The organism is Streptomyces sp. NPDC048196 (assembly GCF_040652715.1).
GTDB lineage: Bacteria > Actinomycetota > Actinomycetes > Streptomycetales > Streptomycetaceae > Streptomyces > Streptomyces siderophoricus.
On the sequence record NZ_JBEZMM010000084.1, the window covers coordinates 1 to 25,156 of the forward strand.

The following is a 25,156-nucleotide window of genomic DNA, read 5'->3' on the forward strand; positions in this document are numbered from 1 at the left end:
GACAGCAGTCCCAAACACCGGCCCCGCAGGCCCGTCACCGCACCCAACACCCACCCAGCCCGCCGCAGGCGCAACGGCGACCAAGCCCCGCGGCGCAGCAGACAGCCACGCGCGGGGCGCCGCAAAGCGCAACGGCGAGACGCCCCGCGGCGGAACAGACAGCTACGTGCGGGGCACCGCAAAGCGCAACGCCGAGCAACCCCCACGGCGGGAAAGCCAACTACGTGGGCGTACCCCCAAGGCGGGCACAGCCCGCATCCGTGAGGGAGCCGTGCAGGCGCAGGCGGGCGATGCCGCCGTCCGGGAAGATGTCGAGGCGGACGTGCGTGACGGCGGGCGCGTCGTCGAGCAGGAAACGGTGCACCGTGTCGGGCTGGAGGCGGGTGCGCGGCAGGAGTTCGGTCCAGGGGCCGTCCTCGCCGTCGCGGCCGGACAGGGCCGCCCAGCCGGCCGCGTTGCCCTTGAGGTAGCCGGTGTCGATCTCGACCGCGCGGATCACGGACTGTTCGGTGAGCCGGTAGCGGACCCAGTCGTTGCCGGTGCCGCGGCGCCGCCGGGTCTCCCAGCCGTCGTCCATCTTGCGGGAGCGGCCCGGCTGGATGGTGTGGGTGGGTGAGGAGTAGAAGCGGTCCGAGGCGTCCTCGACCCGGCCGCCGTTCTCCAGCGCGACGAGGTCGAAGGTGCCCAGCGCGGCGAGCCAGTCGGGGGCGGGGGCGACCTCGCCGTAAACCCTCAGACGGGCGATGCCGCCGTCGGGGTGCTGGTTGAGCCGGAGGTGGGTGAAGCGCCGGGTGGTGTCCACGGTGAAGCCGTTGGCGGCGTGGCCGGCGATGGCGGTGCGTGGGACGAGCGGCGTCCAGGTCACGTCGGCGGCGAGCAGTTCCCCGGGCGAGGGCGTGCCTTCGGCGCAGGTGCCCTCGATGCTGACGGACTGCGGGTAGTTGCCGCGGAAGTGGGCGGTGTCGACGACGATGCCGTGGATCACGCCGGGCGCGCCGAGCCGGATGAGCGCCCAGTCGTGGTCCTCGTCGGCGGGGAACGGGTGCGCGCCGTCGGTGCCGCGGCGGCGCCGGGTCTCCCAGCCGTCCATGATCTTGCCTTTGTGGCCGAACAGTTCGGGGTCGAAGTGGGCGGGCTCGGGCTTGAGGAGGTTCTCCCGCTCGGCGAAGAACTCGTCGTTGGCGGCGATCACGCCGGCGCCGAGCCGGCGGTCGGCGAGGTCGGGGAGGTGGGTGAAGGGGAAGCCGGCCGCGCCGGGGGTGCGGTAGTCGGCGTACGGGTCGCCGCCCTGGTAGGGGTTGGCGTCTCCGGTGTAGCGGGGTATGCCGTCGGTGGTCATGCGCGGTGCGGCCTTTCGAGCAGTTCGCCGGTGGGCTCGGCGAGGGTGGTGCCGTCGTTGATCTGCCGGCCGCGGAGCCAGGTGGACCGGACGACGCCGTGGAGGGTCCTGCCGGCGTACGCGGTGATCTTGTTGCGGTGCTGGAGGGCCTGCGGGTCGACGGTGAAGGTCTCGTCGGGCGCGAGCACCGTGAAGTCGGCGTCCCGGCCTGCCTCGATGGCGCCCTTCCGGTCGAGGCCGACGAGGGCGGCGGGGGCGGTGGACATCCAGCGCACCACGTCGTCGAGGCTGTGGCCGCGTTCGCGGGCCGCGGTCCAGATGGCGGGCAGGCCGAGCTGGAGGGAGGAGATGCCGCCCCAGGCCGCGCCGAAGTCGGCGGTCTTGAGGTCGGCGGTGGAGGGTGAGTGGTCGGAGACGATGCAGTCGATGGTGCCGTCGGCCAGGCCCTCCCACAGGGCGTCCTGGTTGGCGGCCTCGCGGATCGGCGGGCAGCACTTGAACTCGGTGGCGCCGTCCGGGACTTCCTCGGCGGTCAGGGTGAGGAAGTGCGGGCAGGTCTCGACGGTGACCTTGACGCCCTCGCGCTTGGCGGCGGCGATCAGCGGCAGCGCGTCGCTGGAGGACAGGTGCAGCACGTGGACCCGGGCGTCGAGCTGCTTGGCGAGCACGATGAGCCCGGCGATGGCTTCGTTCTCGGAGATGCGGGGGCGGGAGGCGAGGAAGTCGGCGTACTTGGGGCCGTGCGGTTCGGGCGCCTCGTCGAGGTGGCCGGGGTCCTCGGCGTGCACGATCAGCAGTCCGTCGAAGCCGGCGATCTCGCCGAGCGCGGCGGCCAGCTGTTCCTGGTCGACCTCGGGGAACTCCTCCACGCCGGAGGGCGAGAGGAAGCACTTGAAGCCGAAGACGCCGGCGTCGTGCAGCGGGCGGAGGTCCTTGACGTTGCCGGGAATGGCGCCGCCCCAGAAGCCGACGTCGATGTGTGCCTTGCTGCGGGCGACCTCGCGCTTGGTGTCGAGGTGGGCGGTGGTGGTGGTCGGCGGCAGGCTGTTGAGCGGCATGTCGACGAGGGTGGTGATACCGCCGGCCGCGGCCGCGCGGGTGGCCGTCCAGAAGCCCTCCCACTCGGTGCGGCCGGGGTCGTTGACGTGGACGTGGGTGTCGACGAGGCCGGGCAGCAGGACGTCGTCGCCGACGTCCGTGAGCCGCGCCCCTGCCGGTACCTCGGCGTCGTGCGGCAGCACCGCGGCGATCCTGCCGTCCTTGACGGCGACGGACGCGGCGCGCGTGCCCTCCGGCGTCACGACGCGCGTGGAGCGCAGCACCAGCTCGATCTCGGACACCCGGTCCCCTCCTCGTATCGTGTCTTCATGGTCGCGTGGCGGCGCGGCGGAATGTCGCCGTCGGCACCGCCGGATCCGGAATTCGGAATCTGGAATTCTGGATTCAACAGTCTGTTGAATGAGTCTTCACTCCGGACCCCGGCCCGTCAAGACCCTTCCGCGGCCACCGGCGCGACCGCCGGGCCGGCGACCCGGGGACCGTCCGTGCGCTCCTCGGCCGCCGGGCCGACCTGCGCGGGGATGATCCCGTCCGGTATCGGACCGGTCCCGGCCGGCACGCGTCCCTCGCGGGAGACCGCGGCGTAGATCCCGCCGGACAGCGCCATCCCGAAGATCCAGGAGAACGGCGCGACCGCGTCGAACGCCGGCACCAGGGCGAGCGCGGCGGAGACCGCGGCGGCCGGGAGGAAGGCGATCACGGCCTTCGGGTTGTAGCCCCGGCGGTAGTAGTACGCGCCGGCGGCATCGGCGGAGAAGAGCGCGTCGACGTCGATCCGGCCCCGGCGCACCAGGTAGTAGTCGACGAGCAGGATCGCCACCAGGGGGCCGAGGAAGGCGCCCAGCGCGCCGAGGAAGTACTGGATCACCAGCGCCGAGGAGTACAGCTTCCAGGGCATGACGAGGACGGCCAGCACCGCGGTGATCATGCCGCCGCGCTTGAAGTCGAGGTACTTCGGCGCGAGGTTGGCGAAGTCGTAGGCGGGCGAGACGAAATTGGCGACGACGTTGATGCCGATGGTGGCGACGATGAAGGCCAGGGCGCCGATCACGGTGACCACCGGGTCGTCGATCTTCTGGATCACCTTCACCGGGTCGTAGATCGCCTCCCCGAAGACCGCGATGGTGCCCGCGGTGACCAGTACGGCGACGACCGCGAAGGCGGTGAAGTTCACCGGCAGCCCGATCAGGTTGCCGCGGCGGTAGGAGCGGTGGTCGGGCGTGAAGCGGGCGAAGTCGGCGTAGTTGAGGACCAGGGTGAGGAAGGTGGCGACGGTCAGGCTGACCGCGATCAGGCTCTGCTGGAGCTGCGCGGAACCGCTGAGCCCGGTGAGGCTGCGGGTCAGCGAGATCTCCCCGTGCGCCTTGACCACCAGGTAGACGGCGAGCGCCAGCACCACGAGCCAGACCACCGGCCCGGTCGCGAAGTCCTGGACCTTGCGGATGAATTCCATGCCCCGGGTCAGCAGTACGGCCTGCAGCCCCCACATCACCATGAACGCGGTCCAGCCCAGGGTGGACAGGCCCAGCACCGAGTTGTGGTTGTAGGTGTCCAGGCCGGGTGCGATCTGCAGGGTCAGCAGGACCACGGCGGTCGAGGCGAGCCAGGTCTGGATGCCGTACCAGGCCACGGCCATGACCGCCCGGAGGAGGGCGGGGATGTTGGCGCCGTAGACGCCCCAGCTCGCGCGGGCGAGCACGGGGTAGGGCACGCCGGTCCGGTGGCCGGCATGGCCCATGCGGTTCATCAGCCGGTGGACGATCGTGATGCCGACCAGCAGGGACAGGAAGACCTCCCAGGCCGGCAGCCCCAGCACGAAGAGGCTGGCGGCGAAGGCGTAGTTGCTGATCGCGTGGGTGTCGGACATCCAGAGCGCGAAGATGCTGTACGTGCCCCAGGTGCGCCGGGGAGCCGGCGCGAGGTCGGCGTTGAAGAGCCGCGGGTCCGGCTGCGGGTGCTGCGGATGCTGCGGGGATGTCGTCACGTGTCCTCCCAGGCAGGTTGGGTGGAGCTTAGGGCGATGGTTGCGGTGGTTGTCAGATGTCTGATGTCTGGGCGGAAAAATCGGTGTGGCGTGGAGAGCCCTGGGCCCGCCCCAGGTCGAGGTGGGTGCTCAGCGGCCAGGAGCGGATGGCCTTGGGCCGGGGCGGGGCGAAACTGCGGCTGCTGCTGGTGGCCAGCCCGAGGCCGACGACCGCCTCGGCGAACTTCACCGCGGCCGCGACCCCGTCGACGACCGGCACCCCGAGCTCCGCCGCGACCTTCTCGTCCAGTCCGGCCATCCCGCCGCACCCGAGGCAGATGACCTCGGCGCCGGCCCGGACGACCGCCCGGGCGGTCTCGATGATCACCTCGACCGTGCGCTCCGGATCCTCCTCCAGCTCCAGCACCCCGAGCCCGGTGCCCCGGACGCCGGCGCAGCGCTGGAGCAGTCCGGCGGTCAGCAGCCGGTCCTGGATCTGCGGTACGGCGCGGTCGAGGGTGGTGACGACGCCGTAGGCGTGGCCGAGCATCATCGCCATCTGGGCGGCGCTCTCGGTGATGTCCAGTACGGGGACGTCGAGCAGTTCCTGGGCGCCCTCCCGGCCGGGCTCGCCGAAACCGGCCATGACCAGGGCGTCGAAGGGCGTATCGAGAGTGGCGAGCCGGTCGAGGACGGCCGCGGCACTGAGGTAGCCCTCGAAATGTCCCTCGATCGACACGGGTCCCCACAGGGGTTCTGTGGCGACGATTTCGGTGCCCGGTGCGGCGGCCGCGGTGGCGGTGGCGCGGATCGACGCGGTCATGGAAGCCGTGGTGTTCGGGTTCATGACGAGTATGCGCATGACGCTCCAACGATTTGGAGGATTCCACAGAATGGACAGTATGTTTCGCGCAGCAGAACGTAGCTACGGCCACTGGCACCGTCAAGGGATCACGGCTACCCGCCTGTCCGACACCCCCTACGGTGGGACAAAGAGGGCCTGACCGGCGAGAACGAGTGTGCGAAGGACGATGTGTCAACGTGGGGGGACCGGTAGGCTGGCGCGGTCGGGCCCGGCGCCCGCAAGTCCCAGCCGAGACCGATCTGACCCGCCCTGAAAGGAACGCGCCGTGCCGCCGTCCAGCGCCAGCACCTCCGCCGCCGAAGCCAAGCCCGCGGGCGCCAGCGGCGGCGTCCAGTCCCTCGAGCGCGCCTTCGACCTGCTGGAGCGGATGGCCGACGCCGGTGGCGAGGTCGGCCTGAGCGAGCTCTCCGGCAGCAGCGGACTGCCGCTCCCCACCATCCACCGCCTGATGCGCACGCTCGTCGCCTGCGGGTACGTCCGCCAGCAGCCCAACCGCCGGTACGCGCTCGGCCCCCGGCTGATCCGGCTCGGCGAGAGCGCCTCCCGCCTGCTGGGCACCTGGGCCCGGCCGTTCCTGGCCCGCCTGGTCGAGGAGACCGGCGAGACCGCCAACATGGCGCTGCTCGACGGTGACGAGATCGTCTACGTCGCCCAGGTCCCGTCCCGGCACGCGGTCCGGATGTTCACCGAGGTCGGCCGCCGCGTCCTGCCGCACTCCACCGGTGTCGGCAAGGCCCTGCTGGCCAACCACCCGCCCGAGGAGGTCCGCGCGCTGCTCGGCCGTACGGGCATGCCCGCCGCGACCGAGAAGACCATCACCGACCCGGAGCGCTTCCTGGACGCGCTCGCCGACGTCCGTCGGCTCGGCTACGCGGTGGACGACAACGAGCAGGAGATCGGCGTCCGCTGCCTCGCGGTGCCGGTACCCAACTCCCCCACCTCCGCGGCCATTTCGATCTCCGGTCCGACCGGCCGGGTGACGGAGGCGGCGACGGACAAGATCGTCCCGGTGCTGCAGGACGTCGCGGCCCAGCTGTCGGTCGCCCTCGCCAACCAGACACCGGCGTAGCGCCCGCGGAACCCCCGGCCGGGGCGGCACGACCGCCCCGGCCACCGACTGCCGCCGGCCATCGGCGGCCCCGGTCGCCGGCCTCATTTATCACTGGCCTCATGGATCACCGGCCTTACCGACACCGGCTGTCCTGGCCACCGGCCGCCCTGGTCACCGGTCGCCCGGCAGCTGGCCGAAACGGTCGATGCCCGCGCGCACCTCGCTCAGTGCGGGCGAGAGCGCACTCACCGAACCGACCGCCCCGGCGATCAGCAGTAACGAGCGGCGCAACCGGGGCACCTCCGGCAGCCCGTGACTGACCATCGCATCCAGCGCGGCCAGCTCCTCGTCGGCGGCCGCCCGGTCCGGCAACTCCCCCGGCAGGGTGGCCAGTTGGCGCCGAAGCCGGGCCACCGCCCCGCGCAGCTCCGCCACCCGCGGGTCCCCGTCGGCCCCGGTCACCCGTACGTCCCCCTGCGGTTGTTCCACAACGACGGCGCCCTCCCAGGCCGTTGCCGTCCCACAATGCGGGACAGTTAACGCCACCGTGCGCCGCCCGCGCCACACGGAGCGCGAAAAACCACCGGGTCGAACGTCTCCGCCGCCCACCCCCTGCGGGGACGGGCGGCGGGCGGTGGTGCGGGTGAGGCGGTGCGGGTCAGTCCTGCTTCGGCTGGACCGCGTTGCGCCAGACGCGGACGTCGACGGTCATGTAGCTGCTGGGGTCGGACTTGGGTGCGAAGCCCTTGAAGGTGATCAGCGCGACATGGCCGTAGTCGGTGGTCAGGCAGATCTGCGCGCCCTTGGTGAGCTGCTTGGTCAGGATGCTCTCGGTGAACCGGGTCTCGTTGCGGCAGGTGTCGAGGGAGCCCTGCTCGCCCGGGTTCAGCAGCACCAGCTTGCCGTTCTCGGTGCCGACCTGGTCGTCCGAGTAGCTGTTGTCCTGGTAGGAGAAGTCGACGTCGGTGTCGTTGTCCGAGTTCGTCGGCTTCATCGACTCGTCGGCCATCGACAGGTGGTAGTCGTCCGGCAGGTTGATGTCCTTGAAGTCGACCGGCGTCGGGTCCTGCACGGGCGCGGCGGGCGTGCTCGTGCCGTCCCCGCCCGGCGTGGCGGTCGGGTCCGTGCTCGGTGTCGCCGAGGCGCCGCTGTTCTTGGCCTTGGTGCTGCCGTCGGCCTGGTTCTTCTTCGTCTGCCCGGTGTCCTTCATCAGGGCGTAGACGACTCCGCCGCCGGCACCGGCGAAGGCCAGCAGGCAGACCAGCACCAGCGCCGTGACCAGGCCCTTGCGCTTCTTCTTCGGCGGCTGCGGGGCCGGCGCGGCGGCGGCCGGGTAGGCGGCGGTCGGTCCGGTGGCCGTCGGGCCGGCCGGGGTGGCGACGGTCGGGGCGGACGCGGTGGGCGTGGGGCCCGTGGCGGCCGGTGCGGCGGCCGGCGTCCCCTGCGCGGTGGCGGCGACGGTCGGCGCGTAGGCCGCGGGGCCGAAGCCCGGCGGCGGGGTCTGCGGGTGGTCCAACTGGGTCGGCACCGGCGGGACGGTGGGCGCCGGCTGGACCGGCGGCCGGGCGGGCGGCACGGGCGGCTGCGCGGGCCTGGCCGGAGCGCCGGCGGTCGGGGCCTCCAGCGGAGGCGGCGGGGTCTGCACGGGCGCCGGGGCCGCGGTCCGCGTGGTGATGTCGGCGGCGACGGCGCTGGGCAGCCAGTCCTCGGGACGGCGCAGCTGCGTCTGCCCGGAGGCCGCCCCGCACAGCGCGATCACCTCGGCCACCGACGGCCGGTCCGCGGCGTCCTTGGCCAGGCACCGGCCGACCAACTCCCGCAGTTCCTCGGGGAGTCCGGTCAGGTCCGGCTCCTCGTGGACGATGCGGTAGAGCACGCCGTGCGAGGTGCCCTCGCCGAACGCCGGGGTGCCGATCGCCGCGTACGCCGCGACCTGACCCAGCGCGAAGACGTCGGTGGCCGGGCTGATGGTGCTGCCGGCGGCCTGTTCGGGCGCCATGAAGGTGGGCGTGCCGACCGTGACGCCACTGCTGGTGAGCGAGGTCGCGTCGGCGGCCCGGGCGATACCGAAGTCGATCACCCGCGGGCCGTCCGCGGCCAGCAGCACGTTGGACGGCTTGAGGTCGCGGTGCACGATGCCCGCACCATGGATGACCTGCAGCGCCTCGGCGATGCCGGCGACCAGCAGCAGGACCGTGGGGACCGGGAGCCGGCCGTGTTCGGCGACCGCCGCGGAGAGCGAGGGGCCGGGGACGTAGGCGGTGGCGAGCCAGGGGCTCGTGCCGTCCGCGTCACTGTCGATGACCGGCGCGGTGAACAGGCCCTGCACCCGCTGCGCGGACTGCACCTCCTGCTTGAAGCGGCGGCGGAACTCCGCGTCCTCGCTGAACTCGGGCCGGATCACCTTGATGGCCACCGGCCGGCCGCCCGGCGTGTACGAGAGGTAGACCTTGCCCATGCCGCCGGCACCGAGCTTGGCCGTGAGGCGGTAGCCCGCGATCGCCCGCGGGTCGTCGCCCTCCAGCGGCTGGAAGATCCCGGACGATCCCACACTGTTCACCACGAACGTCCCCCGACTTCAGAAAATGGCCCGGCCCGCCCCACCGGCGGACGGCCACGATTGCCCGCAACGGGGCAGAACCTTATCCGGCCGCACGCGGCACCGTGACATCGCCGGCCGACCAGGGGGCGCCTTGTCCGAAGAGCCGGTTTCGCGACCGCTTTTCGCGGCAACTTCGGCTGCGGCCGGGCCCGGCGGCGGCGGTCGAGGGAGCGCCGGCACACGCGTCACGCGCCCGTTCCCCGTATCGAACTGACCATGCGTCATGGGTGGCGTGCACATACGTTCCCCCTGCCACCCGTTGGCGTGGGCGCGGCCGGACCGATGCGTACAGAGGGGCAAGATGGAGCATTCTTCCCTCCGAGGAAATATCCGGCATATCACTGGATCGGAGAACGGCATGGAGCCCCAACCCGGCCCCGGCACCGGACCGAACCGTCACGACGTCAGCGTCGTCCAGCTCATCTGCCGCGCGTTCGGCCTTTCCGACGCGTCGGAAATCACCCTGGAACACATACACCGCTATGTGGCCGAGCGGCGGCGCGCGGAGGAACGCACGCACGACCTGCGGGACCGGTTCCGGCCGAGCATCCCCCGCCAGCGCGCCGCCGACGACGCGGCCTGACCTCACGGGCGACGACGGCCAACCGCCCACGAGGCGCGGTGCCATGAGGTAAGCAGTCCCCATGGCACCGACATCGCCGAACGAAACCTCCGAAGCGATCGAAACCTCGACAGCGAGCGAGAACTCCGAAGCGCCACAGGCGCGGAGCACGACGTCCCGGCCCGAGGGGAGGGTGGCCGGTCTGCTGCTCGCCGCGGGCGGCGGCCGGCGTCTGGGGGGACGGCCGAAGGCGCTGCTCGACCACCGGGGACGGCCGCTGGTCGAGCACGCGGCAGGGGTCCTGCGGGACGGCGGCTGCCGGCCGGTGCACATCGTGCTCGGCGCGGCCGCCGACTCCGTACGCGCCCGGGCCGACCTCGCGGCATACGGCGTCTCGGTCAACCCCGACTGGGCGCAGGGCATGGGCTCGTCGCTCCGGGTGGGGCTCGCCGCACTGGCCGGTGAGGGGGCGGACGCCGTGGTGGTGTCGCTCGTCGACCAGCCGGGCATCGGCGCCGCGGCGGTGGCCCGGCTGATCGAGGCGTACACCGCGGGGGCGGACCTGGTGGCGGCCGCGTACGACGGCCGGCGCGGCCACCCCGTCCTCTTCGGGGCCGGACGCTGGGCCGGGATCGCCGCGACTGCGGAGGGTGACCGCGGCGCCCGCGCCTACCTCCAGCAGCATGTGAACGCGCTCACGCTGGTCGAGTGCGGCGACATCGCCGAGCCGTACGACATCGACACCCCGGAGGACCTGTACCGCCTGGAGTGACCCCCGGGCGCCGCGGTTCACCAGGGCTGCACGCCCGCCGAGGGCCTGTGATGGAGAGTGACCGGTGTGGCACCGAGAGCCATTCGATCACCACTTCTGTCGACCCTGAGAATCTCGATATCAACAAACCATTGAAGTTCCGCGATAAGGAAACTAGTCTCCACTGGTCAGAAGCGCCCTGAATCCAGACGGCGCCCGCGACCGTATCCCGGAGCCCGCGGCACCCCGTGCCGCCCGGCGTCCCGGCGGCCGCCAGGCACCGCCGCTGAATGGAGTGACAGCTCATGTCCGCACCAGCGCCGTCCCCGCTGGCCATCGTCGAAGTCGACCCCGCCCACACCCCGGAACGGCAGGGCGAGGTCCTCACCGACGCCGCGCTCGCCTTCGTCGCCGAGCTGCACCGCCGGTTCACCCCGCGCCGTGACGAACTGCTCGCCCGCCGCGCCGAGCGCCGTGCGGAGATCGCCCGGACCAGCGCGCTGGACTTCCTCCCGGAGACCGCGCAGATCCGCGCCGACGACAGCTGGAAGGTCGCCGAGGCGCCCGCCGCGCTCAACGACCGGCGGGTGGAGATCACCGGCCCCACCGACCGGAAGATGACCATCAACGCGCTCAACTCGGGCGCCAAGGTCTGGCTCGCCGACTTCGAGGACGCCTCCGCTCCCACCTGGGAGAACGTCGTCGGTGGGCAGATCAACCTGATCGACGCCTACGAGCGCCGGATCGACTTCACCGACCCGAACTCCGGCAAGTCGTACGCCCTCAAGCCCGCCGAGGAGCTCGCGACCGTCGTGATGCGCCCGCGCGGCTGGCACCTTGAGGAGCGGCACCTCCAGTTCGAGGGCCGCCCGGTCCCCGGCGCCCTGGTCGACTTCGGCCTGTACTTCTTCCACAACGCCAAGCGGCTGCTGGACCTGGGCAAGGGCCCGTACTTCTACCTCCCGAAGACCGAGTCCCACCTGGAGGCCCGCCTCTGGAACGACATCTTCGTCTTCGCGCAGGACTACGTCGGCATCCCCCAGGGCACCGTCCGCGCCACGGTCCTCATCGAGACCATCACCGCGGCGTACGAGATGGAGGAGATCCTCTACGAACTCCGCGACCACGCCTCCGGGTTGAACGCCGGCCGCTGGGACTACCTCTTCTCCATCGTCAAGAACTTCCGCGACGGCGGCGAGAAGTTCGTCCTGCCGGACCGCAACGCGGTGACCATGACCGCGCCGTTCATGCGCGCCTACACCGAACTGCTGGTCCGCACCTGCCACAAGCGCGGTGCGCACGCGATCGGCGGCATGGCGGCCTTCATCCCCAACCGCCGCGACCCGGAGGCCAACGAGAAGGCACTGGCCAAGGTCAAGAACGACAAGGACCGCGAGGCCGGGGACGGCTTCGACGGCTCCTGGGTCGCCCACCCCGACCTGGTCCCGGTCGCCCGCGCGTCCTTCGACGCGGTCCTCGGCGACAAGCCGAACCAGAAGGACCGGCTGCGCGAGGACGTCTCCGTCGCGGCGGCCGACCTCATCGCGATCGACACCCTGGACGCCAAGCCCACCTACCAGGGCCTGGTGGACGCCGTCCAGGTCGGCACCCGCTACATCGAGGCATGGCTGCGCGGCCTGGGCGCCGTCGCCATCTTCGGCCTCATGGAGGACGCCGCCACCGCCGAGATCTCGCGCTCGCAGATCTGGCAGTGGGTGGACGCCGGGGTGACCTTCGCGGACGGCCGGCGGGTGACCGCCGACCTGGTCCGCAAGATCGCCGACGAGGAACTCGCCGCCATCCGCGACGAGATCGGCGAGGACGCCTTCACCTCCGGCAAGTGGCAGCAGGCCCACGACCTCCTGCTCAAGGTCGCCCTGGACGCGGACTACGCGGACTTCCTGACGCTGCCGGCCTACGAACTGCTCGGCTGAGCACCCCGCGAGAACGTCGAAGGGCCGGTACGAACCGCCGTACCGGCCCTTCGGCACGCCGCCCCCGCCGCTTCGGGCGGCGTGACGGAGGGCCGGGTGGTGAGCCAGCCACGTACGCTGACCCCGTGACGATGTACGAGGCGGTCGATGTGAGTGTCGACGCGATGCTTGCGGACCTCAGGACACTGGTCGAAATCGAGTCTCCTTCGCGTGATCTCGACGCCTTGCGGACCTCGGCGGAAGCGGTGGCCGGCGTCATCGAGAACCGGCTCGGCGGGCGGGCCGTTCTGGTGGAGAGCGAGGCCGGACCGCACGTCCGCTGGTCCGGTGGCGGCGATCCGAAGGTGCTGATCCTCGGGCACCATGACACGGTGTTTCCGCTCGGCACCCTGGAGCGCCGCCCGTTCCGGGTCGAGGACGGTCATGCCACCGGGCCCGGGGTCTTCGACATGCTCGGCGGTCTGGTGCAGGCCGTTCATGGCCTGGCCTCGCTCGACGACCGGTCGGGCGTCGAGATCCTGGTGACCGCCGACGAGGAGGTCGGCTCCCGCTCCTCCCGTGCGCTGATCGAAGAACGAGCCCTCGCGTGCGGGGCCGTGCTGGTCTTCGAGGGCGCCGCGGACGGCGGGGCACTGAAGACCGGGCGTAAGGGCTGCGGCACGTTCCAGGTCGTCATCAAGGGCCGCGCGTCGCACGCCGGACTGGAGCCCGCGGCCGGGGTCAACGCCCTGGTCGAAGCGGCACACCAGGTGCTGGACATCGCGGCGCTCGCCCGACCCGGGATCGGCACGACCGTCACCCCCACCGTCGCGTCCGCAGGCACCCTCGACAACGTCGTTCCCGCGGCGGCGACCGTGATCGTCGACGTCCGGGTCGAGTCGGCCGACGAGAAGGAACGCATCGAATCGGCGTTCGCGGCGCTGGCTCCGCATCTCGACGAGGCGCAGGTGACGGTGACGGGAGGCATCGGCCGCCCGCCGATGCCCGAGTCGGCGTCGGCCGGGCTCTTCGCGCTGGCCCAGCGGCTGCTTCCCGGCATCGAGGCCACGGCGGTCGGCGGCGGAAGCGACGGCAACTTCACGGCCGCACTCGGGGTGCCCACGCTCGACGGCCTCGGAGCGGTCGGCGGCGGCGCCCACGCCGACCACGAGTACCTGGTCGTCGACACCATGGCGGAACGGGCACGCCTCGTCACCGGACTGGTGAAGGCGCTTCAGGAAGCGTAGGAGGGCGAGGCCGGCCCGCCGCCGGGTCGCGGACCCCGGCGGCGGGGCACCGGCACCGTGCCCGGCGGTGGCCGCAGTGTTCCCCGGCCTTCGGCCTCGCCGTCCCCGCCCTCCGGCCTCACCGTCCCCGGCCCGCGGCCTCGCCGTCCCCGACCTTCGGCCTCACCGTGTGGTGAAGGCACCGCCGTTGACGTGGAGGGTCTGGCCGGTGATGTGCCGGGCGCCCGGGGAGGCGAGGAAGTACGCCGTCTGGGCGATGTCCCGGGCCGTGCCGGGCCGCTTGTTGTGCGTCTCCGCGACGAGCGCGCTCTGCCGCTCGTCGGTCAGCCGGCCCTGGAAGAAGTTGGTACCGGCGACATAGCCCGCCGAGATGACGTTGCTGGTGATGCCGAGGGGGCCGAGCTCGGCCGACAGTGCGGCGTTCCATGCGGCCAGTGCGGCTTTGGCCGCGCCGTAGGAGCCGCCTCCGCGCTCGGCCCCGATCGAGCCGATGCTGAGGACGGAACTGCCCGAGGTGAGCTTGTCCCGAACCGAGGTGGTGGTCAGGACCGCGCCCAGCAGGTTCTGCGCCAGGTTGGCCTGCCACTGGGCCAGTACCGCCTCCAGGGCCGGTCCGTCGCCCGGCGTTCCCTGGGGCAGACCGCCGGACGCGTTGACGAGAACGTCCAACTCGCTGAAGCGTGCGGCGAGTTCGGTCACCTGGCCGGGGTCGGTCGCGTCGCAGACCGCGCCCTGTACGCCCAGTTCCGCGGCGGCCTGTTCGACGGTGTCGGCGTGGCGCCCGGTGATGTGGACCTCCGCCTGGTCGGCGGCGAATCGCGCGGCGATCGCTCGGCCGATGCCGCTGGTTCCTCCGGTGATGAGCACGGTGCGGGTCATGGGGCCCTTCCCCTCGGTGCTACGTTTAGGTCTAAACACAACCGTACACGCAAGGGATCAAGAGGGCGCACCGTGGCTGAACCCACCGCCGCATCAGGGGACTTCGTGCCCTCGTATCCCGCCGCGCGGATCGCCGCGGCCTGGCGGCGGGAACGCCCCGGGACCCCCACCGAGTCGATCGAGATCGTCACGCCCCTGTGGTGGCTGGCGAAGCTGTTCGCCAATGACCGCAACCGGGTACTGCGGGAGGCGGGGATCGATGCGGCCACCCTCGACCTGCTGTCCGTCATCCGGCGTTCCGGACCGCCGTACGCCCTCAGCACCCGCGAGATCGCCGAACTGACGCTGGTGACCGCGGGGGCCGTCTCGCAGCGCGTGGCCCGGGCCGAGCGGGACGGCCTGGTCCGGCGGGGCCCGGGGACCACCGGCCGCCGCACCGTGCTGGTGTCGCTGACGCCCGACGGCCATGCCCTCATCGAGCGCTCCGTCGACGCCGTCCTGGGCCGCGAGGCCACCCTCGTCAGCCATCTGTCGGCGGACGAACGCGACGCCCTCATCACGCTGCTGGAGAAGCTGATGACCGACGTCCGACGGCGCACGTCCCACGCCGAGGACTGAGCCGGTTCTCAGGTGCGCGGCACCGGGGAGGTCACGGGGCGGATCGGGCGCGGTGGGTGGCGGCGTATTCGGCGAAGAAGGCCGCCTCGGCGAGCAGGGCGGCGCGGAGTTCGGAGAGCAGTACGCGCTCGTCGGGGGCGTGCAGGTTGCAGAGGTTGTCCTCGGCGCCGAAGAGCAGGATCTCGGCGTCCGGTACGGCCCGGGCCAAGCCGTTGACGAGCGGGATGGAGCCGCCGGTGGCGGTGTGGACGGGTTCGGCGCCCCAGGCGCGGCGCAGGGCGGTGCGGGCGGCGCGGTAGGCGGGACCGTCGGTGGCCGCCTCGTATCCGGGGCCGGCGTCGGTGGGCGTGACGGTGAGCGGGATGCCGAAGGGGCGCAGGCGCGTCAGGTGGCGGACGAGGGCGGTCTGGGCCTGGTGCGGGTCCTGCCGGGGGTGGATGCGGAGGTTGAGCTTGGCGCGGGCGTACGGGACGACGGCCGAGGCGCCGCGCTCGACGGACGGGGCGTCCAGGCCGGTGACGGTGAGGGCGGGGCCGCTCCAGAGGCGTTCGCCCAGGCCGCCGGAGCCGATGAGCGGGGTGCCGTGCGGGACGCCGGCCAGTTCGCGGAACTCGTCGTCGGTGAAGGTGGTGCCGTGCCACGGTTCGCGGCGCAGGCCCTCGACCGCGACGTCGCCGTGCACGTCGTGGAGGGTGGCGAGGGCCTTGAGCAGGACGAGCAGGGCGTCGGGGGCGGCACCGCCGTATTCGCCGCTGTGCACGGCGGCGTCGAGGGTGCGGACCTCGACGTGGACGACGACCGAGCCGCGCAGGGCGGTGGTGAGGGTGGGGGTGCCGGGGCGGATGCTGCCGGTGTCGGCGATGATCATCGCGTCGCAGGCGAACAGGCCGGGCTCGCTGGGCGGGTAGTCCTCGAAGGCGCTGCCGTACTCCTCCTGGCCTTCGAAGACGATCCGGATGCCGACCGGCGGGCGGCCGCGGTAGGCGCGTAGCGCGCCGATGTGGACCAGGAGGTTGGCCTTGTCGTCGGCGATGCCGCGGGCGCGGATGCCGCCCTCGATGTCGGTGGGTTCGAACGGCGGTGAGGACCAGAGCCGTTCGTCGCCGGGCGGCTGGACGTCGTAGTGGCCGTAGAGCAGGACGGTGGGGGCGTCGGGGGTGGGCGGCGGGACGGAGCCGGTGATGACGGGGGCGGTGTGCGGGAGGTTGAGCTCGCCGATGTCGGCCACGCCGGCGTCCCTGAGGAGGGCCACGACGAGGTCGCGGGCCTGCAGGACCGGTTCGGGCGAGAAGCCGGGGAAGGCGATCGAGGGGATGGCGGCGAGCCGCTTGAGGTCGGCACACACCCCGTCCATCAGGGCGTCGACGGTGTCCTCCAGGGCCGGGGCGCCGGAGCCCCGGGCGGGTGGATCATTGGCTTCCTGATTCACCGCGGAACCCCTCTCCGTGGCACCGGACCGGTGCACGCACCTGCTGTGCTGACGTCATTTCAGGGCGAAGGAAGCATATCGGCCATAGCGGGGTGAGGGGCGGGAGGCGGGGCGGCGGCCGGCGCGGCCCGTTCACCCTTGGCCGCCGCACGGGCCGCCGCACGGGCCGCCGGAGAGGGCAACGGTGGGCCGGCGAAGGGGAGTTGGGTCCGCCCGGATGGCTGTACGACCTTCCCCAAGTCTGGTAGGAAAGCTTCCTAACGATTGGGGAATCCCGAACCCCCCACGGCTCGCCTGACTGGAGGACCAACTCCATGCGCACCCGATCGACAGCCGGCAGGACCCGCCCCCTGCTCTCCCGGACCAGCGTCCGGGTCGCCCTGGGCCTCGCCCTCGTCGCCGTACCGGCCACCGCCGTCGCCACCACGGCGATCCCCGCCGACCACCACCGCCCGGCCGCCGCCCACGACGCCGCGCGGACCGCCCGGGCCGCGACCGGCCTGGACGACCCGGCGAAGAAGGAGATCGCCATGCAGCTGGTCTCCAGCGCGGAGAACTCCTCGCTGGACTGGAAGGCCCAGTACAAGTACATCGAGGACATCGGCGACGGCCGCGGCTACACCGGCGGCATCATCGGTTTCACCTCCGGCACGCACGACATGCTCGAACTCGTCGAGCTCTACACCCGGCGCGAGCCCGGCAACGTCCTCGCCAAGTACCTCCCCGCACTGCGCGAGGTGGACGGCAGCGACTCGCACGAGGGCCTGGACCCCAACTACACCAAGGACTGGAAGAAGGCCGCCCAGGACCCGGCGTTCCAGCAGGCCCAGAACGACGAGCGGGACCGGGTCTACTTCAACCCCGCGGTCAAGCGGGGCAAGGCCGACGGGATCGGCGTCCTGGGCCAGTTCGCGTACTACGACGCGCTGGTGATGCACGGTGACGGCGACGACCCGACGAGCTTCTCCGGCATCCGCAAGCGGGCGCTGGCCAAGGCGAAGCCGCCGGCCCAGGGCGGCGACGAGAAGACGTACCTCAACGCCTTCCTCGACGCCCGGGTCTGGGCGATGAAGCAGGAGGAGGCGCACAGCGACACCAGCCGGGTGGACACCGAGCAGCGGGTGTTCCTCAAGCACGGCAACCTCGATCTGCACACCCCGCTGGACTGGAAGGTCTACGGGGACAGCTACCACATCGGCTGAGCCACGAGAACCGGAACGGCCCGTAGGAGAACGGCAGTTGCCGCTTCCCTACGGGCCGTAGCCGTGCGGGTTCCGTAAGGCCGCCGGGCCCAACGTCAGTGGGCCGGGGTGGTCGCCGGCTCCCCGCTGTCGTCCACCGCGCCGCGGTCGGGTTGGTGCGGGATCTGTGGATCGCCGGGTGCGGCCTCCGCGGCCTCCGCCTCCGTGTCCCGCCTCCCGAAGTGGTTGAAGGCCAGGTTGAGGACGATGGCGACCAGACAGCCGGTGCTGATGCCGGAGTCCAGCACGACCAGCAGGTCCTTGGGGAGGTTGTGGTAGAAGTCCGGCGCGGCGATCGGGATCAGGCCGATGCCGACGGCGGCCGCGACGATCAGCGCGTTGTCGCCCTTCTCCATCGCCGCGGTGGCCAGCGTCTGGATGCCGCTGGCGGCCACCGAGCCGAAGAGCACGATCCCGGCGCCGCCCAGGACCGGCAGCGGCACCAGCGAGATCACGGACGCGGCGATCGGGCAGAGCCCCAGCACGATCAGGATCAGGCCGCTGGTCGCCACCACGAACCGGCTGCGCACCTTGGTCATCGCGACCAGGCCGATGTTCTGGGCGAAGGCGCTGTTGGCGAAGCCGTTGAAGAGCGGGCTGATCGCCGTGCCGAGGGTGTCGGCACGCAGTCCGCCCTCGATGGTGCGCTCGTCCGCCGGGCGGTCGACGATCCGGCCGAGGGCGAGCATGTCGGCCGTCGACTCGGTCATGCAGACCAGCATCACGATGCACATCGAGACGATCGCGGCGACGTCGAACTCCGGGGCGCCGAAGTGGAACGGCGTCGGGAAGCCGATCAGGCTCGCCTTGGTGATCGCGGAGAAGTGGGTGATGCCCACGGGGATGGCGATCAGGGTGCCGGCCATCAGGCCGAGCAGGATGGCGATCTGCTGGAGGAAGCCGCGCAGCACCCGGCGCAGGACCAGCACGATCAGGAAGGTCAGCGCGGCCATCCCGATGTTCGTCAGCGAACCGTAGTCGGGCGCCGCCTCGTTGCCGCCCTGGGACCACCGGAAGGCGACCGGGAGCAGGGAGACGCCGATCAGGGTGATGACGGTGCCGGTGACGACCGGTGGGAAGAACCGGACCAGCTTGGAGAAGTAGGGGGCGAGGAGGAAGCCGAGCACTCCGGCGACGATCACCGCGCCGAAGATGATCGGCAGGGCGTGCTGCGGGCTCTGGGCCTTGCCGATGGCGACCATCGGCGTGACGCCGGCGAACGAGACGCCGTTGACGAAGGGGAGCTTGGCGCCGACCTTCCAGAAACCGAGGGTCTGCAGGAGGGTGGCGATGCCCGCGGTGAAGAGGCTGGCGCCCATCAGGAACGCGGTCTCGGTGGCGCTCAGCCCGCAGGCCGGCCCGACGATCATCGGTGGGGCCACCACACCCGCGTACATGGCGGCCACGTGCTGCAGGCCGCTGGTGAACATCTTGAAGGGCGGGAGGGTCTCGTCGACCGGATGCTTCCGGTCCCCCTCCGACTTCTGCCCGGTAATTGCGGCCACTGCGGGCCTCCTGTCGATTTCTGCGTCGCCGGGGCCGGCGAGGCGAGGCTGTCACGGAGGGCTTGCCATGTGGTGCGGGGTGGAGAAGTCGCCTGGTGAGCGTTGGGTGCTGGGCCGCGCTTGTGGCGCGCAGGAACGGGCGAGCCGGACCGACCGGCCCGGGGGTACGAGAAGTCCCGCACCCCCGGGGTCCGGCGCTTGCGGATCCCGCTCGGATCCACAAGCTCAGCCGGGAGCCGTCCCTCCCGGCCGAGTTGGGGGGTTTCGTCGGCGGCGGTGCCGCGCCGGGGGTCAGCCCTCGGCGGCGATCCGGGCCAGACGCTGCGCCTCGGCCCGCGCGGTGCGGGCGATGGCGTCCTCGTCGACGTTGGTGAGGTGGTTGTCCTCGACGACCGGCTTGCCGTTGACGAGGGAGAGGGTGACCGGTGCGGCGGCGCCGAAGACCAGCGCGGTGACCGGATCGGCGATGGAGGAGTGGCCGAGTCCGTCGAGCTTCCAGAGCACCAGGTCGGCGAGCTTGCCGGGCTCCAGCGAGCCGATCTCGGCGGTCCGGCCGAGGACCTGCGCACCGCCGTAGGTGCCCAGGCGGAGGGACTTGCGGGCGTTGAGGGCGGCCTCGCGGTGGCTGCCGAGGCGGTTGATCAGCAGGGCGTTGCGCAGCTCGGTGTGGAGTTCGCCGGACTCGTTGGAGGCGGTGCCGTCGACGCCGAGGCCGACCGGGACGCCGGCCGCGAGCATGTCGGGGACGCGGGCGATACCGGCCGCCAGACGGGCGTTGGAGGACGGGCAGTGCGCGACGCCGGTCTTGGTCCGGGCGAAGGCCGCGATGTCCGAGTCGGTCATGTGGACGCAGTGCGCCATCCACACGTCCTCACCGAGCCAGCCGGTGGACTCGAAGTAGTCGGTCGGGCCCATGCCGAACAGCTCGTGGCAGAACTTCTCCTCCTCCACCGTCTCCGAGCCGTGGGTGTGCATGCGTACGCCCTTGCGGCGGGCCAGCTTGGCGCCCTCCCGCAGGAGTTCGGTGGAGATGGAGAACGGCGAACAGGGTGCGGCGGCGATGTGCACCATCGAGCCGAAGGAGGCGTCGTGGTGCTTGTCGATGGCCTCCTCGGTGCCCAGCAGGGCGCCTTCGGTGGTCTCGACGGCGAAGTCCGGGGGCAGGCCGCCGTCCTTCTCGCTGCGGTCCATGGAACCGCGGGCCAGGGTGATCCGGGCGCCGATCTCGGCGGCCGCGGCGAGCTCGGCGCTCACCAGGTCGCCGGAGCCGTGCGGGAAGACGTAGTGGTGGTCGGAGGCGGTGGTGACGCCGCCCTTGACCATCATGCCGAGCGAGCCCTGGGTGGCCGCGGCCAGCATCTCCGCGTCGATCCGGGCCCAGGTCGGGTACAGCGCGACCAGCCAGTTGAACAGGTTGTGGTCGGTGGCCAGGCCGCGGGTGATCCACTGGTAGAAGTGGTGGTGGGTGTTGACCAGACCGGGGGTGACCAGGTGCCCGGTGCCGTCGATCCGGCGGACGACGTTTTCCAGGCCCTCGGGGGCCTTGCCGGCGCCCACCGACTCGATGATGTTGTCGGCGACGACCAGGTAGCCGCTGGCGTACTCCGTGTCGTCGGCGTCGACGGTGGCGATGGCGCAGTTCTCGATGACGATGCGCTGCTTCACCGCGCTGTCAGGGGATGCCGATGCAGCCATGGTGCTGTCCTCGTACTTTCGGTGATGGCGGTTGGGCACGGCATGGCCCTAGGGGATTTGAGTGCCGGAGCCGGGCGAGGCGGCTGACAGTACCGCTGCCCGTGGGGTGCTCCGGGTGCCGAGATGGTGGAAGAACAGGTTGAGCGCGACCGCGACCAGTGCTCCGGCGCTGATCCCGGAGCCGAGCACGGTCTGTGCCCAGGCGGGGAAGTCCGCGTAGAAGGTCGGCGCGGCGAGCGGGATGATGCCGGCGCCGAGCGACACGGCCACCAGGATGATGTTGGAGCTGTCGTCGAGACCGGCCTCGGAGAGCGTACGGATACCGCTGACCGCGATCGATCCGAACAGGACGATACCCGCACCACCCAGCACCGGCATCGGCACCAGCGAGACCACGGCGCCCAGGACGGGGAAGGCGCCGAGGACGAGGAGCACGGCGCCGGCCAGTGCGACGACGTACCGGCTGCGGACCCGGGTCAGCGAGACCACTCCGACGTTCTGCGCGAAGGCGCTGGTCGGGAAGCCGCCGAAGACCGGTCCGAGGAGGGTGGCGATGCCGTCGGTGCGCAGTCCGCGGGTGATGGTGGCGCCGGTGGTGGGCCGGTCGCAGATCTCACCGAGGGCCAGCATGCCGGCCGAGGACTCCGTCATCAGCACCAGCATCACGATGCACAGCGAGAGGACCGCGGCGGGCTGGAATTCGGGCGGGCCGAAGGAGAACGGGGTGGGCAGTGCGGCGATCGGGGCGGAGCGCAGTCCCTCGAAGCTCGCCATCCCGAACGGGATCGCGGCGAGGGTGCCGACGACCAGGCCGATCAGCAGCGCGATCTGCTTGACGAAGCCCTGGGTGAAGCGCTGGATCAGCAGGATCACCACGAGGGTGAAGGCGGCCAGCGCCAGGTTCTTCATGTCGCCGAAGTCGGCGGCGTGCTTGTCGCCGCCCTGGGCCCAGCCGACCGGTACGGGCATCAGGGTGACCCCGATGAGGGTGATCACCACGCCGGTGACCAGCGGCGGGAAGAACCGCAACAGCCTCCCGAAGAACGGGCCGATGGCGAGGCAGAACACCCCGGCGACCATCACCGCGCCGTAGATGGCGGGGAGTTGGTGACCTTTGGCGGTGGTCTCGGCGATGGCGAGCATCGGGGTGATGCCGGCGGAGCTGGCCGCGTTGACGAACGGCAGCCGGTTGCCGGCGAACTTCCGGATGCCGAGCGTCTGCAGGAGCGTGGCGAGCCCGGCGATGAGCAGGCTGGCGGCGATCAGCCGGGTCCGGCCCGCGGTGTCCAGGCCGACGGCCTGGCCGATGATGAGCGGAGGGGTGACGACGCCGGCGTACATGGCCGCGATGTGCTGGAGTGCGGCGGGGACGAGCCGCCCGGCCGCCGGCTTCTCGTCGACCGGATGGACCGGGGACGAGGGGTGGTGCGGGACTTGCGATTGCTGTGCCATGGGTCGTTCCCCTCGGGTTCCGCGGCCCCTCCCCGCTGCGGTGCGAGGAGGGGACGCGAGGCACGGCGCTGCGTCTGAAGCCCTCAGAGGTTCGTCAGATCCACCGGGATCTTGGCTTCGACACCGTCGCGCAGAACAGTGGCTTCGATCAGGCCGTACGGGCGGTCCGCCGCGTAGTAGACCTCGTTGTCGTTCTTGAGCCCGAACGGCTCCAGGTCCACCAGGAAGTGGTGCTTGTTCGGGAGGGAGAACCGCACCTCGTCGATCTCGGAGCGGTTGTTGATGATGCGCGAACCCATTTGGTACAGGGTCTGCTGGAGCGAGAGGCTGTAGGTCTCGGCGAAGGCGTGCAGCATGTGCTTCTTCACCTGCTCGTACGAACGCTCCCAGTTGGGCATCCGCTGCTCGTCGTCGGTCCAGTTGAACCGCCAGCGGCCGGACACCTGCGTGGCGAGGATGCGGTCGTAGGCCTCCTTCAGCGTCGTGTACTTGTCCTTGATGTAGCCCCAGAACTCCGAGTTGGTGGAGTTCATCACCACGAGGTCCTTCAGACCCGAGATGACCTGCCACTGCTCGCCGTCGTAGGTGATCTCGGTGACCCGGGTCTCCTGGCCCTTGCGGACGAAGGAGTGCTTGACCTCGTCCGAGCCGATGAACTTGGAGTTGGCGTCGGAGGTCTCGATCCGCTCCCAGGCGTACTCCTCGATGCGGATCCGGGCCCGGTGGATCGGCTCCTGGCTGGTGACGAAGTGCCGGGCCAGGTGGATGCCGAACTGCTCGGCCGACTCGATCCCGTACTCCTTGGCGAAGGCGTACACGGTGTTCTTGGTCGTGTCGGTGGGCAGGCAGTGGGCGTTGGAACCGGAGAGGTGGACCTCCTCCAGGTCGCCGGAGAGCGCGACGGAGACGTTCAGGTCCTTGATGTGGTGCGTGTCGCCGTCGCGGGTGATCTTGACGACGCGGTTTTCCGCCTTGCCGTACTGGTTCTGGCCGAGAATCGTGGGCATGTCGGTGCTAGCTCCCTCGGTATACGGAGTAGCCGAACGGGTTGAGCAGCAGCGGTACGTGGTAGTGCTCGCCCGGCTTGACGGCAAAGGTGATTGCCACCTCCGGGAAGAAAGCTCCGCTGTCCCTTACGCGGGGGGCGTCCTGCTGTTCCTCGGCTTGCTGGTGGGAAACGAAGTACGCCTCGGTCTCGAATTCGATGCGTACGTGGGTGGTGCCTTCCGGCAGTGCCGGCAGGTCCTTGCAGCGCCCGTCCGCGTCGGTCTTGGACGCGCCGTGGGCGCTCCAGGCACCGTCGCCGCCGGAGCGCACCGAGAGCGTGAGGGCGACGCCCTCCGCGGGGCGGCCCACGCTGGTGTCCAGGATGTGCGTGGACACCGACGTCTGTGCAGCCGTCTCGCTGCTCATGCTGCGTCTCCTTCCGCGGTTTCCGCGATACGGGTCAGGCGAATGCGGTTGATCTTGCCGAGCTCCACACGAACGATCTCCCGTTCCTGTTCCGGCGAGTGGTCGATCCGGTTACGGAGCGCGTCGCGCATCTGCTCCCCGGTACGGCCGGAGGCGCAGATCAGGAAGACGTGCCCGAACTTCTCCTGGTAGGCCAGGTTGAGTTCGAGCATTTCCGCCTTGAGCTCGTCGGAGGCGCCGGCCATCCCGCTCTGCTCGCGGTTCGAGGTCGCATCGCCCGGCTTCGGCCGGCCGATGGGCGGGTGCCCGGCCATCGCCTCGGCCAGGTCCTGTGCCGTCAGCTCCGCCATGGCGGCGTCGCTGGCGGCGAACAGGACGTCGGTGGTGGCGTAGGGGCGCTGGGCGAGGACCTTGCTCCCCCATGCCCGGCTGGCGCACACCTCGTGCAGTACGGAGCGGGCCGTACCGTCGTCGGAGGTGTTGAACCGGGCGAGCCCTGCCGGGGGCATGGGGGCATCCCCCGTGGAACGCAGTGTGCTCGAAGACACGGGAAGCCTCCGTGGCCTGGTGCTGGACAGCTCTGCTTGGCTGGAAACAGCTAAGACCCCCGGCAACATCACGTCAACACTTTGTTGAAAACTCGGCGACACAAAAGCCGCCGTCCGGGGTTGCGGGACGGCGGCTTCGGCGGTCTGGACGGGGCGGATGCCCGCTTCGCCTCAGTCGGCGTCCTTCGCGGCGTTCTCCCTGTTCAAGTAGTTGTAGACGGTGAAACGGCTGACGCCAAGGGCCCCCGCCACGGTCTCGACACCGTGCCGGACCGAGAAGGCGCCCCGGGTTTCCAGTATCCGGACCACCGACTGCTTGGTCTTGCGGTCCAGCTCGGACAGCGGCATGCCGTGCCGGCGCTGGAGTTCGGCGAGGATGTGGTCGAGCGAATCCGACAGGTGCGGGAGCCGGACGGCCACCCGGTCCTCCCCCTCCCAGGCCAGCACGACATCGTCGCCCCGGGCCTGGTCCGGCGCGACCATCTGTCCACCCATCGCGTCCACCAGCGGCTTGACCGCCTGGACGAACGGGTGGTCGGCAGGCTCGGTCACGACGCGCCCCCTTCGTCGTGCCGGGCATCCCCGATCACATTGACCTGCAGGGAGACCCGGGTGGCCCCGGCCCGCAGGGATTCCCGCAGCAGCGCGGTCACCGCGCCGAGCACCTGATCCGCGTCGCCCTCGGCCGTGTTGCCGAACGGGCCGACGTCCACGGCGTCCAGCTCGGCGCCCGTGACGATCTCGCGGGCCACCACCGCATGCGCCGGCGCCTCGTCCAGGTCGAACGGCTCCGTCGTGAACTCAACTCTCAATCGCACGTCGCTCAACCTACGCGCGGCGGGCCCGACTCACCAGAAATTGCTCGGGAGCCCCCTTGACAGCCTCCGAGCACGGCGGGCAATGTTCCAGTACGCAGAAAAACAGTTCCACTATCCGGAAGGAGCGCCGGCCCTCATGGGTTTCACGGACACGCGCTTCAACGTCAATCTGTCGATCCTGTTCACCGAGCTTCCGTTGCTGGAGC

The 25,156-nt window shown here is 71.2% G+C and carries 23 protein-coding genes; 7 read left to right on the top strand and 16 right to left on the bottom strand.

Going from position 1 to position 25,156, the window contains the following annotated elements; genetic code table 11:
• Positions 1 to 220: 220 nt before the first annotated feature.
• The 4 genes from alc to AB0E02_RS37575 all read right to left on the bottom strand — a co-directional run bounded on the left by alc (position 221) and on the right by AB0E02_RS37575 (position 5,223).
• Positions 221 to 1,339 (bottom strand): allantoicase, encoded by a 1,119-nt coding sequence (alc, locus tag AB0E02_RS37560; protein ID WP_362148702.1) that lies wholly within the window; start codon positions 1,337 to 1,339, stop codon positions 221 to 223.
• Positions 1,336 to 2,679 carry an allantoinase AllB gene (gene allB / locus AB0E02_RS37565; RefSeq protein ID WP_362148705.1) on the bottom strand — a complete coding sequence of 448 codons (1,344 nt, stop codon included), beginning with the start codon at positions 2,677 to 2,679 and terminating at the stop codon, positions 1,336 to 1,338. The genes alc and allB overlap by 4 nt, the downstream gene beginning before the upstream one ends.
• A 146-nt stretch (positions 2,680 to 2,825) precedes the next feature.
• The gene (locus AB0E02_RS37570) at positions 2,826 to 4,382 is read right to left on the bottom strand and encodes an NCS1 family nucleobase:cation symporter-1 (protein ID WP_362148708.1); all 1,557 of its coding nucleotides are present in this window, start codon (positions 4,380 to 4,382) and stop codon (positions 2,826 to 2,828) included.
• 52 nt (positions 4,383 to 4,434) lie between these two features.
• The gene (locus AB0E02_RS37575; RefSeq protein ID WP_362148710.1) at positions 4,435 to 5,223 is read right to left on the bottom strand and encodes an aspartate/glutamate racemase family protein; all 789 of its coding nucleotides are present in this window, start codon (positions 5,221 to 5,223) and stop codon (positions 4,435 to 4,437) included.
• Positions 5,224 to 5,491: 268 nt separating this feature from the next.
• On the opposite strand from AB0E02_RS37575, the gene AB0E02_RS37580 reads away from it, so the two are divergent.
• A complete protein-coding gene (locus AB0E02_RS37580) occupies positions 5,492 to 6,295 on the top strand; it encodes an IclR family transcriptional regulator (RefSeq protein ID WP_030814104.1) in 804 nt (267 codons plus the stop codon).
• Between the two features lie 153 nt (positions 6,296 to 6,448).
• Here the strand turns inward: AB0E02_RS37580 and AB0E02_RS37585 are convergent, their stop codons facing one another.
• Both AB0E02_RS37585 and AB0E02_RS37590 read right to left on the bottom strand, forming a co-directional pair.
• Entirely contained in the window at positions 6,449 to 6,739 is a 291-nt protein-coding gene (locus AB0E02_RS37585; protein ID WP_362148757.1) for a DUF5955 family protein, read from the bottom strand.
• A 196-nt stretch (positions 6,740 to 6,935) separates the two neighbouring features.
• A complete protein-coding gene (locus AB0E02_RS37590) occupies positions 6,936 to 8,840 on the bottom strand; it encodes a serine/threonine-protein kinase (protein WP_362148715.1) in 1,905 nt (634 codons plus the stop codon).
• 397 nt (positions 8,841 to 9,237) lie between these two features.
• Here AB0E02_RS37590 and AB0E02_RS37595 point away from each other — a divergent pair, with 397 nt between their 5' ends.
• From AB0E02_RS37595 to AB0E02_RS37610, 4 genes are all read left to right on the top strand, one after another.
• Complete coding sequence (locus tag AB0E02_RS37595; RefSeq protein ID WP_362148717.1) at positions 9,238 to 9,462, top strand: hypothetical protein; 225 nt, start codon at positions 9,238 to 9,240, stop codon at positions 9,460 to 9,462.
• A gap of 172 nt (positions 9,463 to 9,634) precedes the next feature.
• Positions 9,635 to 10,213, top strand: a complete 579-nt coding sequence (locus AB0E02_RS37600) for a nucleotidyltransferase family protein (protein WP_362148761.1) — start codon at positions 9,635 to 9,637, stop codon at positions 10,211 to 10,213.
• 284 nt (positions 10,214 to 10,497) lie between these two features.
• Positions 10,498 to 12,126 (top strand): malate synthase A, encoded by a 1,629-nt coding sequence (gene aceB, locus AB0E02_RS37605; protein WP_362148720.1) that lies wholly within the window; start codon positions 10,498 to 10,500, stop codon positions 12,124 to 12,126.
• A gap of 125 nt (positions 12,127 to 12,251) precedes the next feature.
• The gene (locus tag AB0E02_RS37610; protein ID WP_362148723.1) at positions 12,252 to 13,352 is read left to right on the top strand and encodes a M20 family metallopeptidase; all 1,101 of its coding nucleotides are present in this window, start codon (positions 12,252 to 12,254) and stop codon (positions 13,350 to 13,352) included.
• A gap of 162 nt (positions 13,353 to 13,514) precedes the next feature.
• On the opposite strand, the gene AB0E02_RS37615 is transcribed toward AB0E02_RS37610, so the two are convergent.
• Positions 13,515 to 14,231 (bottom strand): SDR family oxidoreductase, encoded by a 717-nt coding sequence (locus AB0E02_RS37615; protein WP_362148726.1) that lies wholly within the window; start codon positions 14,229 to 14,231, stop codon positions 13,515 to 13,517.
• Between the two features lie 72 nt (positions 14,232 to 14,303).
• On the opposite strand from AB0E02_RS37615, the gene AB0E02_RS37620 reads away from it, so the two are divergent.
• Entirely contained in the window at positions 14,304 to 14,849 is a 546-nt protein-coding gene (locus AB0E02_RS37620) for a MarR family transcriptional regulator (RefSeq protein ID WP_362148729.1), read from the top strand.
• Between the two features lie 31 nt (positions 14,850 to 14,880).
• On the opposite strand, the gene AB0E02_RS37625 is transcribed toward AB0E02_RS37620, so the two are convergent.
• Positions 14,881 to 16,278 carry a M20/M25/M40 family metallo-hydrolase gene (locus AB0E02_RS37625; protein WP_362148732.1) on the bottom strand — a complete coding sequence of 466 codons (1,398 nt, stop codon included), beginning with the start codon at positions 16,276 to 16,278 and terminating at the stop codon, positions 14,881 to 14,883.
• A 314-nt stretch (positions 16,279 to 16,592) separates the two neighbouring features.
• Between AB0E02_RS37625 and AB0E02_RS37630 the strand changes: the two genes are divergently transcribed.
• Positions 16,593 to 17,480 (top strand): chitosanase, encoded by an 888-nt coding sequence (locus AB0E02_RS37630; RefSeq protein ID WP_362148734.1) that lies wholly within the window; start codon positions 16,593 to 16,595, stop codon positions 17,478 to 17,480.
• 95 nt (positions 17,481 to 17,575) lie between these two features.
• Here the strand turns inward: AB0E02_RS37630 and AB0E02_RS37635 are convergent, their stop codons facing one another.
• The 8 genes from AB0E02_RS37635 to AB0E02_RS37670 all read right to left on the bottom strand — a co-directional run bounded on the left by AB0E02_RS37635 (position 17,576) and on the right by AB0E02_RS37670 (position 24,950).
• A complete protein-coding gene (locus tag AB0E02_RS37635) occupies positions 17,576 to 19,024 on the bottom strand; it encodes a nucleobase:cation symporter-2 family protein (RefSeq protein ID WP_362148737.1) in 1,449 nt (482 codons plus the stop codon).
• A gap of 291 nt (positions 19,025 to 19,315) precedes the next feature.
• Entirely contained in the window at positions 19,316 to 20,719 is a 1,404-nt protein-coding gene (locus AB0E02_RS37640) for an 8-oxoguanine deaminase (RefSeq protein ID WP_362148740.1), read from the bottom strand.
• Between the two features lie 48 nt (positions 20,720 to 20,767).
• Positions 20,768 to 22,171, bottom strand: a complete 1,404-nt coding sequence (locus tag AB0E02_RS37645) for a nucleobase:cation symporter-2 family protein (RefSeq protein ID WP_362148743.1) — start codon at positions 22,169 to 22,171, stop codon at positions 20,768 to 20,770.
• Between the two features lie 83 nt (positions 22,172 to 22,254).
• A complete protein-coding gene (pucL, locus tag AB0E02_RS37650; RefSeq protein WP_030814061.1) occupies positions 22,255 to 23,178 on the bottom strand; it encodes a factor-independent urate hydroxylase in 924 nt (307 codons plus the stop codon).
• A gap of 7 nt (positions 23,179 to 23,185) precedes the next feature.
• Positions 23,186 to 23,584, bottom strand: coding sequence for a hydroxyisourate hydrolase (uraH, locus tag AB0E02_RS37655; RefSeq protein ID WP_362148747.1), 399 nt, complete (start codon positions 23,582 to 23,584; stop codon positions 23,186 to 23,188).
• Entirely contained in the window at positions 23,581 to 24,093 is a 513-nt protein-coding gene (uraD, locus tag AB0E02_RS37660; protein ID WP_362148750.1) for a 2-oxo-4-hydroxy-4-carboxy-5-ureidoimidazoline decarboxylase, read from the bottom strand. The genes uraH and uraD overlap by 4 nt, the downstream gene beginning before the upstream one ends.
• Positions 24,094 to 24,303: 210 nt before the next feature.
• Positions 24,304 to 24,684 (bottom strand): helix-turn-helix domain-containing protein, encoded by a 381-nt coding sequence (locus AB0E02_RS37665; protein ID WP_030415158.1) that lies wholly within the window; start codon positions 24,682 to 24,684, stop codon positions 24,304 to 24,306.
• Positions 24,681 to 24,950: a hypothetical protein gene (locus AB0E02_RS37670; protein WP_362148754.1), complete on the bottom strand. Its 270-nt coding sequence runs from the start codon at positions 24,948 to 24,950 to the stop codon at positions 24,681 to 24,683. Before AB0E02_RS37670 ends, AB0E02_RS37665 begins: the two co-directional genes overlap by 4 nt.
• Positions 24,951 to 25,156: the final 206 nt, after the last annotated feature.

Bases quoted from the DNA above. Each gene is read 5' to 3' on its own strand.
- alc (WP_362148702.1), bottom strand. From the start codon at position 1,339: ATGACCACCGACGGCATACCCCGCTACACCGGAGACGCCAACCCCTAC.
- AB0E02_RS37575 (WP_362148710.1), bottom strand. From the start codon at position 5,223: ATGCGCATACTCGTCATGAACCCGAACACCACGGCTTCCATGACCGCG.
- AB0E02_RS37595 (WP_362148717.1), top strand. From the start codon at position 9,238: ATGGAGCCCCAACCCGGCCCCGGCACCGGACCGAACCGTCACGACGTC.
- aceB (WP_362148720.1), top strand. From the start codon at position 10,498: ATGTCCGCACCAGCGCCGTCCCCGCTGGCCATCGTCGAAGTCGACCCC.
- AB0E02_RS37615 (WP_362148726.1), bottom strand. From the start codon at position 14,231: ATGACCCGCACCGTGCTCATCACCGGAGGAACCAGCGGCATCGGCCGA.
- AB0E02_RS37630 (WP_362148734.1), top strand. From the start codon at position 16,593: ATGCGCACCCGATCGACAGCCGGCAGGACCCGCCCCCTGCTCTCCCGG.
- AB0E02_RS37640 (WP_362148740.1), bottom strand. From the start codon at position 20,719: ATGGCTGCATCGGCATCCCCTGACAGCGCGGTGAAGCAGCGCATCGTC.
- AB0E02_RS37645 (WP_362148743.1), bottom strand. From the start codon at position 22,171: ATGGCACAGCAATCGCAAGTCCCGCACCACCCCTCGTCCCCGGTCCAT.
- pucL (WP_030814061.1), bottom strand. From the start codon at position 23,178: ATGCCCACGATTCTCGGCCAGAACCAGTACGGCAAGGCGGAAAACCGC.
- uraH (WP_362148747.1), bottom strand. From the start codon at position 23,584: ATGAGCAGCGAGACGGCTGCACAGACGTCGGTGTCCACGCACATCCTG.
- uraD (WP_362148750.1), bottom strand. From the start codon at position 24,093: ATGCCCCCGGCAGGGCTCGCCCGGTTCAACACCTCCGACGACGGTACG.